We start from the raw sequence: 14,905 nt of genomic DNA, 5'->3' as shown, positions 1-14,905 counted from the left end.
TCGTGATCGCCATCGTATGCTGACCATCGCCAGCCAACATGGCACGACAAGAAACCCTTTTATTCACAGGCAATTACGCGGTCGCTGACCATCGCCCACGGTCGCCTATCATCGTGGGCCAATTTGACAGAAGCCGCCCCTTAAATCATCACTCGAATTGAGTTAGAAGCTCCTCTATCCTCGGAAAGCAACAGAAGCACGCCTCTGCGACAGTCGAGGATCATTATGAGCAGTTCGAACTCCCGTCCTTCAATTTCGAGCAGGAACTATCTGTCAGTGCCAGCGGGCGATTATCCGTGTGGCGACAATCTCTACCTTGTGGTCGCGCCTACCGGCGGCCGCCGGTGGCTCTTTCGTTTTCAACGCAGCGGGGTCAAGGACAGCATGGGCTTTGGATCGGCCCGCGATGTCTCGTTCAACGATGCCAAAGACAAAGCAGTCGACGCGCGCCGTCTCCTTGCCAAGGGTATCAATCCGAAGGAGAGCCGGGATGCGCAGCGGCGTGCGCAAGCTTGCCCGCTATTTGCACCTTACGTCACGGCATGGCGGGACACATATGAAAAGAGCCTGAAACACCGCGCCTCCCGTAACAAGCTCAAGCGCAACACTGACGTGCACTGCGCGCCACTCCATAAGATGCGCGTGGACGAAATCACAACCGACCACGTGATCAAGCTCGTCCTCGATCCGATCCGACATCAGGTCGAGAACGTTCGCGATGTTCGTCAGAGGCTCAAGCTGATTTTCGACGCCGCGATTGCTGACGGTCACCGCAAGGACAACCCTGCGGACTACGATACCAAGTTGCGCCCCAAGTTGGGAAAAGCGCCGAAGCGTGGTCGCGTGCGCGGCCATCACAAGGGGCTCTCACATCGTGACCTGCCCGCCTTTATGCTCAAGCTCGCCGCTAGTTCCGATCAGAGCGCGCGCGGTCTAGAGATTTTGGCGATGACTGCCGCACGCACTGCTGAGATCAGGCACATGAAATGGAACCAAATCGATTTTCAGAACGCCGTCTGGCATTTGCGGGCCGCCGACATTCCGGAAGAAACGGGCGGAGGTGATGGCGAAGGCACCAAGAACGAATACGACAAGCTGACGCCACTTCCACGCCAGGCATTATCAATATTGCAAAAATTGTATGAAGCACGCGTCAGCGACCACGTATTTCCGAGCCGCGACCTCACTGGCCCGATCTCCAACAATACGTTGCTGAAGAAGCTCAAGGAAGTCTCGGGCGATCCGACGCTGACCGTTCATGGACTGCGCGGCACGTTCCGCACCTGGGCGCAGGACGAAACCGAATTCGAAGAAGAAATTGTTGAGCATTGCATGCACCACATCACCGGCGATGACGCCGAGAAGGCGTACAAGCATGGAAGCGCCATCAACAGACGACGCAAAGTGTTGCAGGCCTGGGCTGACTTTGCGTTGAACTAGGCTTCGAGTGGCTGTCACTTAGGCCGTTGTAGCCCAACGCACGTTTCAAAAACAAAAAGCGCGCCAAACGGCGCGCTTTTTCACTGGTCAATAGTCGGCAACGTATTCAGGAACGATTGCAAATCCGATCGCGTGATAATGGTGCGCGTTCCATACTTGCGCGCCGTCAACTGCTTGTCCCGGATCGCCTTGTAAAGCGAGGTCTGCCCAATACCGGCCGCTTTGACAGCTTCCTGAATGGTGAAAGCGAGCTTTTCGGGGAGCAACGCCGGGATCCGCGATGCCCCTGGATCAACCGTCTTGCGGCTCATCGGCCCTCCACTGTCATCGTTATTACTCCTCTATTGGCGCCCAGATGCTTTATCGGACACTAATCGGCTAGAACACCGGCAGACGGTCGGCAGCCAAACCAACCGCAATAATTTCACAACCGCGGTCATGACGTTCGCGCCAGGTATCAGCATAGCCACCCCGGACACGAGCTACCCACGCTGCATCGCGCTCCAACGCGTGCGCCAACGCAACAGCATTCACACTTTTGCACAACTCCGGCTTCACCACATGCAGGTACTTCACCGGCCAATACGTCGCGTTCAACGCATGCTCGACCTCGCGAGCACTCGGCGTGATCAGCGTACGATTTTGGATGGCCATCGTGCGTTCCAACTCGCCCTGCTCCTGCTGCGCGATGAGGTCGGAAAACTCATAGGCATATTGCGGCCACGCCGAACGCAAGCCCATGCACACACCGCCCGGCATCAAGCGCAGCGTGGCGAAGCCTTCCGTGATGCGCGTTCCGACATGAGGCCCATTCCAGTTCGGCGGAAGTTCAGGCACCTCAAACAGCGGATCGAACTGAACAGCACAGAGGTTACGATTAAACACCGTGGTCGCCATGGCAGATCACCTCGCTCAGTGATTTCCGGCCTACGGCTCCGCACGGCCCAACGCAACGGATTACGCTGGGCACGCGTTATAAAGTGACATATCCACAGGGGTGTCGCTGTCAGAAGTTGAGCCCGACGCCAGCTTACTGTCATCAATTGCATACATACCAAACGCGACGCAACACGAGGCCGCTCAACCGCAAATGGCCCCGACCGTCCACGCTAACGCAATCCGATTTCGCGCTGGAGCAATAGTCCGCGACTACCCTACTATTGACCGCCGACACGCCCGCCTGGCGACTAAGCCGGATGACCCGCAACGTCCGGCGGCTCGCAATCCGCACCAAAGCGTGCGGCCACCAATTCGCGCTCGCGCCATTGGACGCGTCGCTGCTGCTCAAACACCGATGCTTTCTGAGCCTCATGTCGCCAAATGAACTCATCGATCTCACCGCCATTGAGCGTACGCTTGATCCGCAGCACAATAGATAGCACCATCACAAGGTCACCGTGGGTCATCAACAAGTCGCGCGCGGTGAGATCGCAGTGCGCAATGAACGTCTCAATCGCCTCGTCGCTTGCGCAGATCAACGCGGCCAGTTCCCGCGCTTGCCGGAGATCGTCCACCGGCGCGGCAGGTTCGCCGCCGAGCAACATACGTTCCGCCGCGCGACCGGCCATGAACTCAATGCAATTAGCGTAAACATCACCGAAAACATCTGCAACAGGGCGACGATCCTCGCCCGCCTGCGGCATGATCGAGCCCAGTGCGTCCCGAACATCGCGGGCGTCGGCTCGCCCCTCCGCGAACGCTTCCGCATGGCCTAGACCCCAGCACAGCCCCTCGGAACCGCGGACCGGGTCCGGGCTCACCGTCACACCACCGACTTCATGACCCAGAAGCCGCGCGCAAACGGCGTGCCCGGCTTCATGGACCGCGATCCGCACATCTTCATCGAACGTCCGTCCGATCGACACGAGCAAGCGATCGTAATCATCGCCGTCCACATCGAGGCCACCGCCGAGATCGGCGACCAACCCGACCTCGACAGCGGCCTCCATCTTGGCGAGAACGGTTGCTGGCCCCTCCTCGGCCGGAACTTCTTCAGACATGGCCGAGTACCTTCTTGTGCCGCGCGAACATCCGCGTGCGGATCGCTGTGACATCGAATGAGGACGGCACAGCGCGGGCAATCATATCAGCAACGGCCGCCGGGACGCCCCGGCCTTTCTTCGGATCGACAATCCAGCCATCGATCCGCGTGACAATCTTATGAGGCTCCCAACCGGGAGGCGCAGATTTCATGTGCGCGGCACCTCGATCTGGATCGAGCGCGCTTCGTCGCGGCGGTCGATCTCGGTGAAGTTCGCCGCGCGGAGCACCGGATCAAGCTCGATCTGCGGCGCGACAACCAACTCGACGGGAGGGATGCCCGACACGAGCGCCGCTCCCGGAATGGCCTGCCGCCCGTCACGGATAGCGTCCGGCATCGCAGCCAACTCGGAGAGCGCGAAGTTGGCAGCAACCTCGATCTGAGCGACCGTGTTCTGAGCAAACTTGGCGATCTGATCGCTCTCGAAATGCCAGTCAGAAATCCCAGACAGGGCATCAGCGAGCACCCGCGAGTGCTCAAGGTATTGCGGCAACGCCAGCTTGATGGCGTCAACCTGGTTGGTCAGCTTGTCTGCCGCCGCGGCGCGGTCGACGCGGTCGCGTTCGGCAGCAAGCTCACGCTTGGCTTCGGCCTTCTGGCGGTCAAGCACAGCGATCGCATCATCGATCGCTGCCAATTCTACGCTTGCCGCCAGCGCGGCACTTTGCACCTTGTCGAGCGTCCGGCGGTCGTTGAGGTCGGCCGACAGCAAGGCGTGCTGTCGGGCCTTGATCGCCTTGTCCGCCGCCGCCTGTGCCGCGACACGCTTGATGGCAAGTTGTTCGCCGCGCTTCGTAAGCGCGTCGATAGTGGTTTCAAGTTCTTGCATCGGAGTTTTCTTGAAAGGATTTCTCATACGGTCAGTCTAACTGACGCTAAGGGGTCTGCGTATATCAGGCGCTTGGAGCGATCCAAATTCTGAGCGGTTACTCTTGGCTCGCTCCAAGCTTCGATGCATTCGAGCTTCGGAGAGATATAGGAAAAGGCACGTCCCGCCTCGGACCTGGGGGGCCGCATTTGGGTCAGCAAGCGACCTCGCTAAAGATGCAGAGGCTCGAAATAAATGGGCTCTACTGGTTCGTGTAGGCTTGTTCACGACCACAGGTTGCGCTTCAATGGCTGCATTTTATTGCTGTATTTCATTGGAGAGTAGAAATGGCTCAAGTTCCGCGTTTGCGAACTGAACATGGGGCAGCGCCAGCGGTCCCCGAAGCTAAGCCTTCCTACACTTGGATCGTGTTCGTGCTCGCCGTTATGTTCTTCGGGGCGGCCGTCGTTCTAGTCTTGGCTGCACGCTATCTCCAGATCGACCCAGTCTGGGAATTGTTGGCGGTGCCCTTCAACCTCGCCATGACTGGCGCGCTCATTCTCTTCTATTTTTTGACTTCATCAGCGACGGTTGACCGTCAAGTTTATAAGGTCGGCGGCGCAATCGCTGGCTTCTTGGTTCTCTTCACTCTCTTCTACAATCTTTCTCGCGAACCATTTCTGAGCGAGAGCGCGGTTATCAAATTTGCTCAAAATCCGCTGAGCAAGAGGTTTCTACAGATTTCCGATCGATATGATGATATCGGCAAACTCAAGAACGAAACCTTGATCAAGATCGCGGACTCGGCAATTCAAAACGTCCGAACAACTTTCGATCAACTTGCTCAAGGAACCTACACCGTGAACGCTGAGGAGCTTCCAACTTATCTGCTGCCTATGATCAAGAATGCAAAGCACTCGTTCTACGCAACCCAGTATGTGTTTCCAGAAAAATTCTGGGGACAGTATTGGGCTAATCAATATTTCGAAGAGAACGTGAAGGCAGTTAAAGAGCGGAAGGTGGATCTTCTGAGGATATTCATAATGGCTCCCGCGGATGGCCCCCAGCAAGCCAAAGTCATTGACGATCTAATTCAAAAGCACGTCAAAGACGGCATTTCCTTGCGGTTGATTGATCGAGAGCAGTACCTCAAGTCGCACAATAACAGTGATGATGACCTCCAAGACGTGTTGATTGTTGACGACCAGCTGTCTGGCTTCTTGCTGCTAAACCGCTTTGGCAACTTCAATCGCGTGGAATTTTCAATCAATCGAGACATTATTGATCAGCGAAAGCGCAATTTTGATCGATTGCTCGCTTCGTCCATGTCATACGACGAATGGAAGGTGTCTCACCCTTCGAAGGCCCAGTAGTCCATTTTCGATCAAAGCCGACCAGCGACGCACCGGCTACGAATACGAGTTGGCGCCTTCCGGCGCGGGCTCACCCAAACGCAATTTCTGCGGCTTTGACCAGATCGGCCAAAATGCCCGCAGCCGGTCCACTGCTATCACGCGGGCCGACGGACCGCCGCGACGTTTATCGACGTATGCGAAGAGCCGTGCTGTATCGATGATCCACACATTTGCGCGCTTTTCGGCAATTGGACGGCGCACCCGCGCGGCATGCTCGATCCAATTGTAAATCGCTTGGTCGCTGACATCACACACAATGGCTGCCTGACCCACGCTCAGGAACAATCCTTCGCGAAGATCGTCCATCCCGTCACCAATCCGGCCGAGCCGACGCACGCGGTCCGCAAGTCGGGCTGCGTCACCAGCCAGCCTGTCAAGTTCGGCGGCGAGTTCCTTTTGGTCGTCGGTCATTGCTCAGCCCCTTCGACCCTTTCGGTCAACAATGCCCAGCACTGCTCTTGCGTCCAACCGCAGGGCCGCTCGAAGTTGCGCATCGCAATCCGGAAGTGTTCGTCGCATCGTAACGCGGCCCGTAGTTCATCCTCACGGCGCACGCGGGCATCGGCGCGCATAGCGGCGTCAAGCTCGACCAGCGCCGCCATCAACCGGCGCGCTTCACGACGCCGAGCTTCGAGGTCCGGCAAACCGTCGAGGCGCTTACAGCCGGTATCAAACGCCTCAAAGAGAGCGTCCAGGGCGGCGGTCGCAGTAGGCGCAATGGCGCCGTTGCTGCGTCCGAGGTGTCGATCGACGGCGTCGATAATCGTCTTCAGGCGCCAACGGGGCTGCTTGTTCTCGTGCCCGTCCGGCCGAACATGGCGCAACGCGCGGCGGACCGTTTGCCGATCAAGTTCTAGCATGTCGGCGGCGCCGAACGCGGAAATCAATTTCACATCTAAACTCCCTGTCGTTGTTGTTGGTCTAAGAATTTGCTGGGACTGGTTATCCAAAGTGCACAAGTGTCACCCGCACTGCCCCGCGGCGGACCAGGACCCCAGCGAGTTGTTATCGGTATTAGATTTCAGCCAGGCAGTTTTTCGACCAGCATCCAGCAATCTGTTGCTAGGCGCACAGTGGCAACGGCTCGCAAAGAAAGGAACGCGCCGGCGGGGTCACAATGCGCCGATCTGGCAAGTAACGGGCGGCGAAATTGCCACCCGGCCTCCCCCAGATCAGTGCCAGCATAGGATCGCCAGCCTGCACGAGAGGCTGAGTGCGAGAGGGAATGAACTCGAATAGCGCTAGGGGCCCAAATTCCGCGTCGATCCGCTCCCGAGCTTCAAGAACTCGCGTCTGATCGACTAGCGCGAGCCGCGCTTGCGCGCGACGGGCTTGGGGTTGATAGCGGACCAGTAGGAATGAAGAGAGGGACAAGTCCTTATAAATAATATCTATAAGGGAATGTCCCCCTCTTCGCGCCCGACCAAGGCGTTCAACGTCCAACTTGGCACGCTGATAGGCCTTTTTGGCTGCTTGCGCGCTCGGCCAGAGATCGGGATAGAGCTTGGCGGCGTCCGCGCCCCATTGCGGCAGCAAGCCGCGCTCGACCATGATGTCGATATTCGTCGGTTCTAAATCGCAAAATTGGATCACGGCATCCACCGAGGTCGGCACGGTCGTATCATGCAAGATCATGTAGACCTCCACCGGATTGTCGGCCGTCCGATTGACGCCTCGCGCCCGGCCGAGAGCTTGCACCACGGCCGCCTCCGTCACGGCCTTTCGGATCAACTCGGCTTCCGCCGCGTCGAACACCCGGCACGGCAGCATCAGTTCGGAGCCATCCTTCAATCGGATCGGTCGCTCGACGACAATCATCTGCTGCGGGCGACCTCCAGGACGGGTGGAAGGTCCTAGCGCGAGTGTCACCGGCTTCCCTGTCAACGCAGCCGCCATGTCCTCCGTCGCTTTCGGTGACGGTAGAGGTCGGCCAATCGTGACTAGGATCTCCGCATCGCGCCAACGGTCTATGCCCTCAATCGCGTTGAAGTGCGCGGTATCGACGTTCGTCCCATCAAGCTCAATCTGCTGCTCAAGCTCCTTGTTCGTAATCACGACACCGCATCTTCCGCGCGCGAGCCTGCGAACCACGCTCGCCAACCGATTGCGCTTCCTCCCGACCCGAAGCTCTTCTTCTGGTTTGCGCTTGCCTCCATCAAGTCGCGATAACGACGCTTTGCCGACCGGCAGATCAACGACTTGCACGATGCGTTCATGCGGCGCGTCGACGTTAATATCGACTTTGAGATCGATGCGGGGCAAGAAATACCTGACAATATCGATGTTCAACGTCGCGTCGAGCACGATGATCGGGAGGTCGGCCACTCGCGGATGGATGTCCCGGCGTGCATTAACACGCAAGTATAGGACAGAGCCGTCCTTGCTTAACTTTCTTTCCGTACGCAAACGACCAGTCGCTTCTTCGGCACCGGTCAACAAGTCATGAACCGCGCGCCAAATCGCAGCGCGTCGCGGCAACTGACCTTGGAAGCGATATTGCTTGAGCAATGACGCCAGCGTCTCCTCGCTGCTGTTGGGCGCCAAATTGAAATTCACTTTGCGTCGCCATTCGAGCTTGCCAGCCGACGCGGCCGAGCCGTCTTCATAACCGTCCCCAGGCAGCAAACCCGCTGCCAGTAGCGCGGACTTTCCCAGATACGCGCCTTCAGGCGACACCCTGACTGCTTGTTGAAGCCTCTCGATCAGATCGGCTAAATGGGCGGTCGCAAAATAATCAGTAGCGCCGTTCGGGTCCCTGACCGGAAATGACTTCAACTCGGCGCCAAGCCCATCTACTGCGATCCTGCCACTCGTCGACAGGCCGGATTGCCAGAAGCTCTCGTCGATCACCACGAGCCCGACCTTCTTAATCAGTTCTGGAGGCGGACTGTACGCATACTGATGTGCAGCAAATACAATGTCAGCTCGCTTCGCTATCTGCTTTTGCTTCTGGTAGCGACATTCGTGGTAGAACGCGCAGAGAATTGGCTCGTCGCCCTTGCGCGGCTTGCGGCAGGCACTCCGTTCGACATCAGCGCCGATTGCTTCAGCGACCTCCACCGCTGACAAATTCAGGCATAGCGGCTCGCCCGTCTCGACATCATCGGCCTTTCTTGATTGCAACAACGCTGCGCTGATGTCATTTGCCACGCGCCCGCGCGCTTCAGCGCCAAGCCGATGCGTTGGAACCAACATGACCACCCGATGAGGAATGCCCCGCGCCTTTGCTTCACGCACGTATCGCGCGGCGGCAATGCGCATAGTGTCCGATTTGCCCGCGCCCGTCGTAATCCGAATTGCCGAGTGCGCAGGCAGATGGTCCGCGTTGGTTTCGTCGGTAGCCCTACTCACATGAAAGCTGATCGCATCCTGGACTTGCCGGTCGAGCGCAGCCCGCAGCGTTGCGCGGGCGATATCGACAGGCACAGCGTCCGCAGCATGGCTCGATCGGTTGGGTGCGGCATCATTGATGATGACCCCGCGAACTTCACTCATGCCGTAGCGAATTCGCAGACTGCATGAGCAGCAGATCGTTCATATCGTGGCCGGGCGCTTCCGGCATTATGCGCCGCACGCGCTTCCCGGCGGAGATCCAACGTTGACAGCAGGCGTTTGCCGCGCGCTGGCCCGTGCCGCTCTCGTCGTGGTCGACCAAGATCGTCAGGCAGTCGATATAATCCAGAACCGGGAAGTTGGTCATGCCGCCTGCAGAGATCACCGACCACGCAGGGCCGTAGCCGAGCAACATGCCTGACAAACAGGTCTCAAGACCCTCTCCAATAGTGAGTTCTCCGTCGGTCGGCTCCGAAAGCCGAATGACGCCATTCGTAGTTGGCCCTAAACTAAGCCACGAACCTGCTGCCTCTGCATTGCGGGTCAATTCCCGAACGCGAACGCTAATCGGCTCCTGCGTGACGACATCCTGAACGAGCGCAAGTATCGCAGCTCTTCGCACGACGGTCGTGCTGCGCGGCGAGAGCCGATCCTCCCAGTGCGTAAATCCCAACACATCGAATGCCGCCTCTGGCACTGCGATACCGCGCTTGATCAAGTACTGCTCTGCGGGCGTGCCACGCAGCGGCGACACGCTGCTCCAGATTTTCACCGCTCTTTCTGTCTTCTGGCTATCGTCGGGTTCCGACTTTTCAGGCTTCGGCCGCGACTTGGCGTTGACTGGCGACCATGTGGGTCCCAACAGGCTCAGCGCGTAGGCGATGGCATCAGGAACCGGGCAGCAAAGTTCGACCGTGAGAAAGTCGATAATGTCGCCGCCGACGCCTTTCTCGTGGTCGTACCACAAGCCCTGTTCACCTCCGGAGACATTCAGGACCAACGACCCTTTGCGCCCCCAGCGCCACGCTCGGCGATTGCAAAGCTTGCGGTTAGGGTCACCCCGGAACGACCGGACAATGTCGGCGGCTCGGTAACGCAGTTCTGCGCGCGCGACATCATCGAGCCGGTTCATCCGATCCGGACGAACATCTGGGTAGCTCTGCGCGGTAGACTGTGCAAGGCAGTCCGCATCAGCGCCGAGAGCATCGCGCGTCATGCACTATCCTGGTCCTGGGGGTATGGGTTTGGGAATAACTGTTCAGCCTCGCAACAATTGTATTGCGGGGTCGTTCTCGGTCAGTGGCGCCGCAGACGAGTAGACGGCGCGCGAGCGTTGAGGCGGCGTGAATGACTTCGAAGGTTTGATCAGCTAGGCCGACTATGCTGCTTTGGAGGCGAAAGGCTTGTTCATCAGAAGCGATCCGCCGCCGAAAGCCCGCGCTTTGGCTCCGATCTTGCGGGCAAGCGCATCTCGCTTCTTGATAGTGTGCAGTTCGACCATAGTGTGCGGTAACTGAGAGTACGACGCCATCAGCTTCTGAAACTCTAGGCTATCTGGCGGCGGCAAGAATGGTGCAGTCAAATCAACCCCGATCCTCAACGCGCTGACGCGGAGCGCGCGGATAACTTGGCTGACGTTGATCATGATGAGACGCTCCGGAACGAAGTCGTGCGTCTCGCATGACCTTGGCAGTTCCGGCAGGAATGCGTCTACCGCCGCACAGGACACGAAGTAAGCTCGAACGCCATCACGCTCGCGGACGAGATCCATCACGCAAAGCATTGCGTCGGTATCGGTGTCAGCTTCTGCCCCGGCGACGATCTGAAGCAAGACATCGCCAGAAATGCGCACGAGTACCGCGGCATTGCTGACGCCGTAGACCTTCGCCAAAGCGGAGGTCACCAACATGGAGACCGCATCGACCGGCAAATACCAGGACGAGGCAAAAGCGTCACGAAGGCCAAAAGCCAAGGCTATCTGGCCCCGGCGGCGCATGGACTTCAGTGCTTCCTCGCCGGTATTGGTAACGTGCAGCAACTCGCTCAGCGTTAACCGCTGCATCGAAATCCTTTCCGCAATAGTCTACGCACGCCTGGCCCGAAGGACCGGCGATTTTTTCAATTGTCAGTTGTTTTGGGAAGCGCTGCCCGAGTAGCGGTAGCGCACAAAAAAAGCCGCCTTGGATGGGCGGCTGTCCGCGAGCATACCTCCGGCTCGTGTCGCATGCGAAAGTACCCCCCTCGAAATGGGTCCGTCAATCAGTTATCAACGACTTCTGCGATCGGGAGCAAGGCTCTCCACAGAAATGTGGTCCAAGGGACACTTAAATGCGGTCAATATGACCCCATTCAGCCCGGACGCCGCGCGCCTGCCGACTGGTTCGGCGACGTGGCGAATCAACTAGTATGGGCAGCCTTGGGTGACGGAGACGTAGAGTGAACGCGCAGCATAGGAAAACGTCAGGGGCTTACTACACCCCCGACGCAGTTGTCGCTACGCTGCTTCAGTGGGCCGTACGCGATCCTGCAGATCGCCTTTTGGATCCCTCGTGCGGCGACGGCAGATTTATCGCCGGTCACCAGAACGCAGTCGGCATTGAGCAGGACCCTGCCGCTGTCGGCACCGCAATTTCCCGCGCTCCGTGGGCATTGGTGCATGAGGGAGACCTGTTCGCTTGGGCGGCCAACACCAGCGAACGCTTTGAATGCGCGGCTGGAAACCCGCCGTTCATCCGATATCAGACGTTCAAGGGTGCCGCACGCGAACGTGCTCTCGAACTTTGCCAACGCCTCGGCGCAAAGTTCTCGGGCCTCACCTCTTCTTGGGCCCCGTTCCTGGTCGCCACCGCGAGCCTTCTCAAGCCGGACGGAAGAATGGCTTTCGTCGTTCCCGCCGAGATCGGGCACGCTCCTTACGCATCGCCACTGCTAGAGTACCTAGTCGGCAACTTTGGGCACGTTCACGTGATCGCTGTGAAGGGCAAGCTCTTTCCCGACTTGTCGGAGGATTGTTGGCTCCTTTATGCGGATGGCTTTGGCGGAACGACGGCTTCTTTCCTGTTCTCTGCCGTCGAACAATTTAAGCCGGGTGGCAGGCCACCAAGGAGTGGCGTGCGTGTTTCGGTGTCAGAATGGCGCTCCAGATGGAACCGCCGGTTACGACCTTTTCTCGCCCATCCTGACGCCCGCGCATTGTATGAGGAAATCGCGTTTGATCCTCATTCGCGTCGCCTGGGTGACGTTGCATCGGTCGGGATTGGGTACGTGAGTGGCGCAAACGATTTCTTCCACCTGCGGCCTTCCGAGGCTGAGCGCCACGAAATTCCGTCCGACCTCTTGCAACCGTCGGTCAGAAATGGTCGCGCCCTCCCCGCTGGCTCGCTTACGCGGGCTATAGTGAGGAACTGGGAGCGACAAGATGAACCGATGTTGCTACTGCGTCTTTCAAAGGATCAAAAGTTACCCGCATCTGTTCGACGCTATCTGGACACAGAAGCGGGCCGCGAAGCGCGCGAAGCATACAAGTGCCGTGTCCGCGACCCGTGGTTCGCCGTGCCAGACGTTCAGATCCCGGACTTTTTCCTGACATACATGTCCGGACGCGCAGCAAACCTTGTTCGCAATGCCGCGGGTTGTACGTGCACCAATTCTCTTCACGCCGTTCGTGTTCGCGACAAAACCGCGATGATTGAGATCGTCAGAAGCTGGAGCACACCGTTTACGCAGTTAAGCTGCGAGTTTGAGGGCCACCCACTCGGTGGCGGCATGTTGAAACTGGAGCCGCGCGAAGCAGCGCAGATTGTCGTATCGGCTCCAAGCCGAGCGAAACAACTGTCCTCGCCAATTTTCTCTAAAGCGGTAGAGACGATGCAACACTGGAGGCACTATGCCGCCATCCAGTGATGCGACCGATGCTGATGTTCGCGTGTGCCAATGGAGGAGCCAAGCAGAAGCACTAACTCACTTCGCGACCTACGCTGGACCGACCCAGAGCCAGCAACACATCAAGCCACTGCATTGGTACGTTGCATGTCGCCTTGTTTTGGAAGGTGGCTTCCGGCCGGAGGAAATCACTCCACGTCCCCCTTTTGTTGTTCGTAAGAAGCGAGACGAGCTTCTGTTGGAATACGATCCCAGCGCGGCACAGGGCGGGGAAGCCACTATCTTGGGTGGCCTAAAGACCAAGAACGTCGATGTCGTCGTTGAAAAGAGCGGGATTGGGCCAGTGTTAGCCGTATCTTGCAAAGGCATGACGGGTGCGTTTCGCAATCTTACGAACCGGATGGAAGAGACCATTGGTGAGTGCACAAATCTTCACATCACTTACCCTGCCCTTGTGTTTGGCTACCTCTTTGTAATCCGCGGAAACCGATTAGAAGAGGAAGCAGTGTCGCAGACCGCTCCGGATAACGCTCCAGCGGCTCGCCAATTAGCCGGAAACGACATCGCAATCCAAAAAGGCGGTGATCCGGTCGAGAGTATCATTCGCTTTCACGCGGCTTTGCGGGAGCTTACGGGCCGCCGAGGCATTCGGAATGATGTGAGCCGGTACGAAGCTGTCTCTCTGGCCATGATCAATATGTCGCAAGGCAACGTAGGATCACTGTTGCAGGAATTCCCGCCGTTGGGCAGTCCGCTCCGCATCGAAGAATTCTTCAAGACCCTCTACTTACGTTACGACGAGCGTTTTGTTTATAGTGCACCGGATCTGAAGAAAGTAACGAGACGCCTCGAATGGTCCACGGCGTCTCCTGCACTGTCGTCTTTCAACTCAGCGAAAATTGGATATGAGGCTCGCGTGACGACCTCATCAGGGCCGGACTAACTTCGCTCAATCAATGCTTCACGGAAATTCGTTGATGCAGCAGGCTCCAGGTTACGCGCTTATACATGTCTACCCCTAAGTGCGCTTCAAGCCCTCCCAAAGATATGGTCTAGCCTTAACGGCAGCGGCCCAGCGAAATCTTCAATGAGACCGTCAGGAAAACGAGCGCGCATCGGCAGCATTAGTCCTTTCTGGTAATCAAAGAGAGAACACACCCGATGGACTATGAGCGAAGGATGTATTTTGACCAACGTTTAATGCCAACGTTCTCCGCATTACTACATTCGTACAATGATGATGAGCTTGACTCTCCGTATCGATCAACGGTGCCGTTGCTAGCCCTCGTTAAGGACAAAGCGAATACTCTCAGCGCCATCTTGAATGACTGCGCGATTTCGACAACGGGAGATTTTCATTTTGAGTTCAAGGTCAGTCACCGATCAGAAGGCCGAGGCAACTCCTCACATACCGACCTCATGATAATCTCCGATACAGCTTGCGTCGCGATTGAGTCCAAATGGACCGAACCCGCTTATGCAAACATTGCTTCCTGGCTTCGAAAGGGACGCAACAAGCTAAATCGCGAAAAAGTGCTGAGTGGTTGGCTTGACTTGCTCGGCGTAGATAGTACGCCCGTTTTCTCCCAAGAAGTCACCGGATGCGAATATCAAATGCTGCACAGAGCGGCGTCAGCATATGCCACCGCGTCCCCGCTCACCTCCAACAAGCACCCGATGCTGGCATACTTCAAGTTTACATCGCCAAATTTGCAACGCCGAGCGGCGTCACCCGACTACTACAGAGCAGCGCTCGCATCACTTCACAAACGCCTGCGCTTAACTCGCTTTCCATTCCTTCTCATTGAAATAGGACTTGCTCCGACCGCACACTTTATACAATTGACCAATCCCTCCAAAGGGACCAGGGCTTCCGTCCGCACAACGTTGGAGGAAAGCCCCCTCTTCACGTTTCCAAGCTACAAGATCGAGGTGATTGCGACCTGAAGCTAACCGCGAAGCGGGCTTTCTCTTCACTACCGACGA

Annotated in this window: 15 protein-coding genes; 5 read left to right on the top strand and 10 right to left on the bottom strand. The window is 57.7% G+C overall.

The genetic code is table 11. The features are described from left to right. Positions 1 to 225 precede the first annotated feature (225 nt). Entirely contained in the window at positions 226 to 1,440 is a 1,215-nt protein-coding gene (locus JQ616_RS39030) for a tyrosine-type recombinase/integrase (RefSeq protein WP_212023497.1), read from the top strand. An 80-nt stretch (positions 1,441 to 1,520) separates the two neighbouring features. On the opposite strand, the gene JQ616_RS39025 is transcribed toward JQ616_RS39030, so the two are convergent. From JQ616_RS39025 to JQ616_RS39005, 5 genes are all read right to left on the bottom strand, one after another. Then, positions 1,521 to 1,751, bottom strand: coding sequence for a helix-turn-helix domain-containing protein (locus JQ616_RS39025; RefSeq protein WP_212023496.1), 231 nt, complete (start codon positions 1,749 to 1,751; stop codon positions 1,521 to 1,523). Positions 1,752 to 1,818: 67 nt separating this feature from the next. Next, on the bottom strand, positions 1,819 to 2,337 hold the full coding sequence (locus JQ616_RS39020; protein ID WP_212023495.1) for a hypothetical protein: 519 nt from the start codon (positions 2,335 to 2,337) through the stop codon (positions 1,819 to 1,821). A gap of 290 nt (positions 2,338 to 2,627) precedes the next feature. Next, entirely contained in the window at positions 2,628 to 3,440 is an 813-nt protein-coding gene (locus JQ616_RS39015; RefSeq protein WP_212023494.1) for a hypothetical protein, read from the bottom strand. Beyond that, a complete protein-coding gene (locus JQ616_RS39010; RefSeq protein ID WP_212023493.1) occupies positions 3,433 to 3,633 on the bottom strand; it encodes a hypothetical protein in 201 nt (66 codons plus the stop codon). The genes JQ616_RS39015 and JQ616_RS39010 overlap by 8 nt, the downstream gene beginning before the upstream one ends. Beyond that, positions 3,630 to 4,310, bottom strand: a complete 681-nt coding sequence (locus JQ616_RS39005; RefSeq protein ID WP_212023492.1) for a hypothetical protein — start codon at positions 4,308 to 4,310, stop codon at positions 3,630 to 3,632. Before JQ616_RS39005 ends, JQ616_RS39010 begins: the two co-directional genes overlap by 4 nt. Positions 4,311 to 4,636: 326 nt before the next feature. Between JQ616_RS39005 and JQ616_RS39000 the strand changes: the two genes are divergently transcribed. Next, positions 4,637 to 5,662 carry a hypothetical protein gene (locus JQ616_RS39000; protein ID WP_212023491.1) on the top strand — a complete coding sequence of 342 codons (1,026 nt, stop codon included), beginning with the start codon at positions 4,637 to 4,639 and terminating at the stop codon, positions 5,660 to 5,662. A 36-nt stretch (positions 5,663 to 5,698) separates the two neighbouring features. Here JQ616_RS39000 and JQ616_RS38995 read toward each other — a convergent pair whose 3' ends face one another. From JQ616_RS38995 to JQ616_RS38975, 5 genes are all read right to left on the bottom strand, one after another. Continuing rightward, entirely contained in the window at positions 5,699 to 6,115 is a 417-nt protein-coding gene (locus JQ616_RS38995) for a hypothetical protein (RefSeq protein WP_212023490.1), read from the bottom strand. Further along, positions 6,112 to 6,597, bottom strand: coding sequence for a hypothetical protein (locus JQ616_RS38990; protein WP_212023489.1), 486 nt, complete (start codon positions 6,595 to 6,597; stop codon positions 6,112 to 6,114). The genes JQ616_RS38995 and JQ616_RS38990 overlap by 4 nt, the downstream gene beginning before the upstream one ends. Positions 6,598 to 6,766: 169 nt before the next feature. Then, the gene (locus JQ616_RS38985) at positions 6,767 to 9,199 is read right to left on the bottom strand and encodes a hypothetical protein (protein ID WP_212023488.1); all 2,433 of its coding nucleotides are present in this window, start codon (positions 9,197 to 9,199) and stop codon (positions 6,767 to 6,769) included. Beyond that, positions 9,192 to 10,253, bottom strand: coding sequence for a toprim domain-containing protein (locus JQ616_RS38980; protein ID WP_212023487.1), 1,062 nt, complete (start codon positions 10,251 to 10,253; stop codon positions 9,192 to 9,194). Before JQ616_RS38980 ends, JQ616_RS38985 begins: the two co-directional genes overlap by 8 nt. Before the next feature lie 162 nt (positions 10,254 to 10,415). Then, complete coding sequence (locus JQ616_RS38975) at positions 10,416 to 11,099, bottom strand: hypothetical protein (protein ID WP_212023486.1); 684 nt, start codon at positions 11,097 to 11,099, stop codon at positions 10,416 to 10,418. A gap of 374 nt (positions 11,100 to 11,473) precedes the next feature. Between JQ616_RS38975 and JQ616_RS38970 the strand changes: the two genes are divergently transcribed. The 3 genes from JQ616_RS38970 (at position 11,474) to JQ616_RS38960 (ending at position 14,866) form a co-directional block, all read left to right on the top strand. Next, positions 11,474 to 12,940 carry an Eco57I restriction-modification methylase domain-containing protein gene (locus JQ616_RS38970; RefSeq protein ID WP_212023485.1) on the top strand — a complete coding sequence of 489 codons (1,467 nt, stop codon included), beginning with the start codon at positions 11,474 to 11,476 and terminating at the stop codon, positions 12,938 to 12,940. After that, positions 12,924 to 13,862: a hypothetical protein gene (locus JQ616_RS38965; protein ID WP_212023484.1), complete on the top strand. Its 939-nt coding sequence runs from the start codon at positions 12,924 to 12,926 to the stop codon at positions 13,860 to 13,862. Before JQ616_RS38970 ends, JQ616_RS38965 begins: the two co-directional genes overlap by 17 nt. Positions 13,863 to 14,098: 236 nt before the next feature. Then, the gene (locus tag JQ616_RS38960) at positions 14,099 to 14,866 is read left to right on the top strand and encodes a DUF6946 family protein (protein WP_212023483.1); all 768 of its coding nucleotides are present in this window, start codon (positions 14,099 to 14,101) and stop codon (positions 14,864 to 14,866) included. The last annotated feature ends 39 nt before the right edge of the window (positions 14,867 to 14,905 follow it).

This window comes from Bradyrhizobium tropiciagri (assembly GCF_018130545.1).
Taxonomy (GTDB): Bacteria; Pseudomonadota; Alphaproteobacteria; order Rhizobiales; family Xanthobacteraceae; genus Bradyrhizobium; species Bradyrhizobium tropiciagri_A.
This window is presented reverse-complemented; position numbering and strand designations above follow the sequence as displayed.

What these genes read in the sequence shown, in the direction of transcription:
- JQ616_RS39030 (WP_212023497.1), top strand. Translation starts at nt 226, where the DNA reads ATGAGCAGTTCGAACTCCCGTCCTTCAATTTCGAGCAGGAACTATCTG.
- JQ616_RS39025 (WP_212023496.1), bottom strand. Translation starts at nt 1,751, where the DNA reads ATGAGCCGCAAGACGGTTGATCCAGGGGCATCGCGGATCCCGGCGTTG.
- JQ616_RS39020 (WP_212023495.1), bottom strand. Translation starts at nt 2,337, where the DNA reads ATGGCGACCACGGTGTTTAATCGTAACCTCTGTGCTGTTCAGTTCGAT.
- JQ616_RS39015 (WP_212023494.1), bottom strand. Translation starts at nt 3,440, where the DNA reads ATGTCTGAAGAAGTTCCGGCCGAGGAGGGGCCAGCAACCGTTCTCGCC.
- JQ616_RS39010 (WP_212023493.1), bottom strand. Translation starts at nt 3,633, where the DNA reads ATGAAATCTGCGCCTCCCGGTTGGGAGCCTCATAAGATTGTCACGCGG.
- JQ616_RS39005 (WP_212023492.1), bottom strand. Translation starts at nt 4,310, where the DNA reads ATGCAAGAACTTGAAACCACTATCGACGCGCTTACGAAGCGCGGCGAA.
- JQ616_RS39000 (WP_212023491.1), top strand. Translation starts at nt 4,637, where the DNA reads ATGGCTCAAGTTCCGCGTTTGCGAACTGAACATGGGGCAGCGCCAGCG.
- JQ616_RS38995 (WP_212023490.1), bottom strand. Translation starts at nt 6,115, where the DNA reads ATGACCGACGACCAAAAGGAACTCGCCGCCGAACTTGACAGGCTGGCT.
- JQ616_RS38985 (WP_212023488.1), bottom strand. Translation starts at nt 9,199, where the DNA reads ATGAGTGAAGTTCGCGGGGTCATCATCAATGATGCCGCACCCAACCGA.
- JQ616_RS38980 (WP_212023487.1), bottom strand. Translation starts at nt 10,253, where the DNA reads ATGACGCGCGATGCTCTCGGCGCTGATGCGGACTGCCTTGCACAGTCT.
- JQ616_RS38975 (WP_212023486.1), bottom strand. Translation starts at nt 11,099, where the DNA reads ATGCAGCGGTTAACGCTGAGCGAGTTGCTGCACGTTACCAATACCGGC.
- JQ616_RS38965 (WP_212023484.1), top strand. Translation starts at nt 12,924, where the DNA reads ATGCCGCCATCCAGTGATGCGACCGATGCTGATGTTCGCGTGTGCCAA.
- JQ616_RS38960 (WP_212023483.1), top strand. Translation starts at nt 14,099, where the DNA reads ATGTATTTTGACCAACGTTTAATGCCAACGTTCTCCGCATTACTACAT.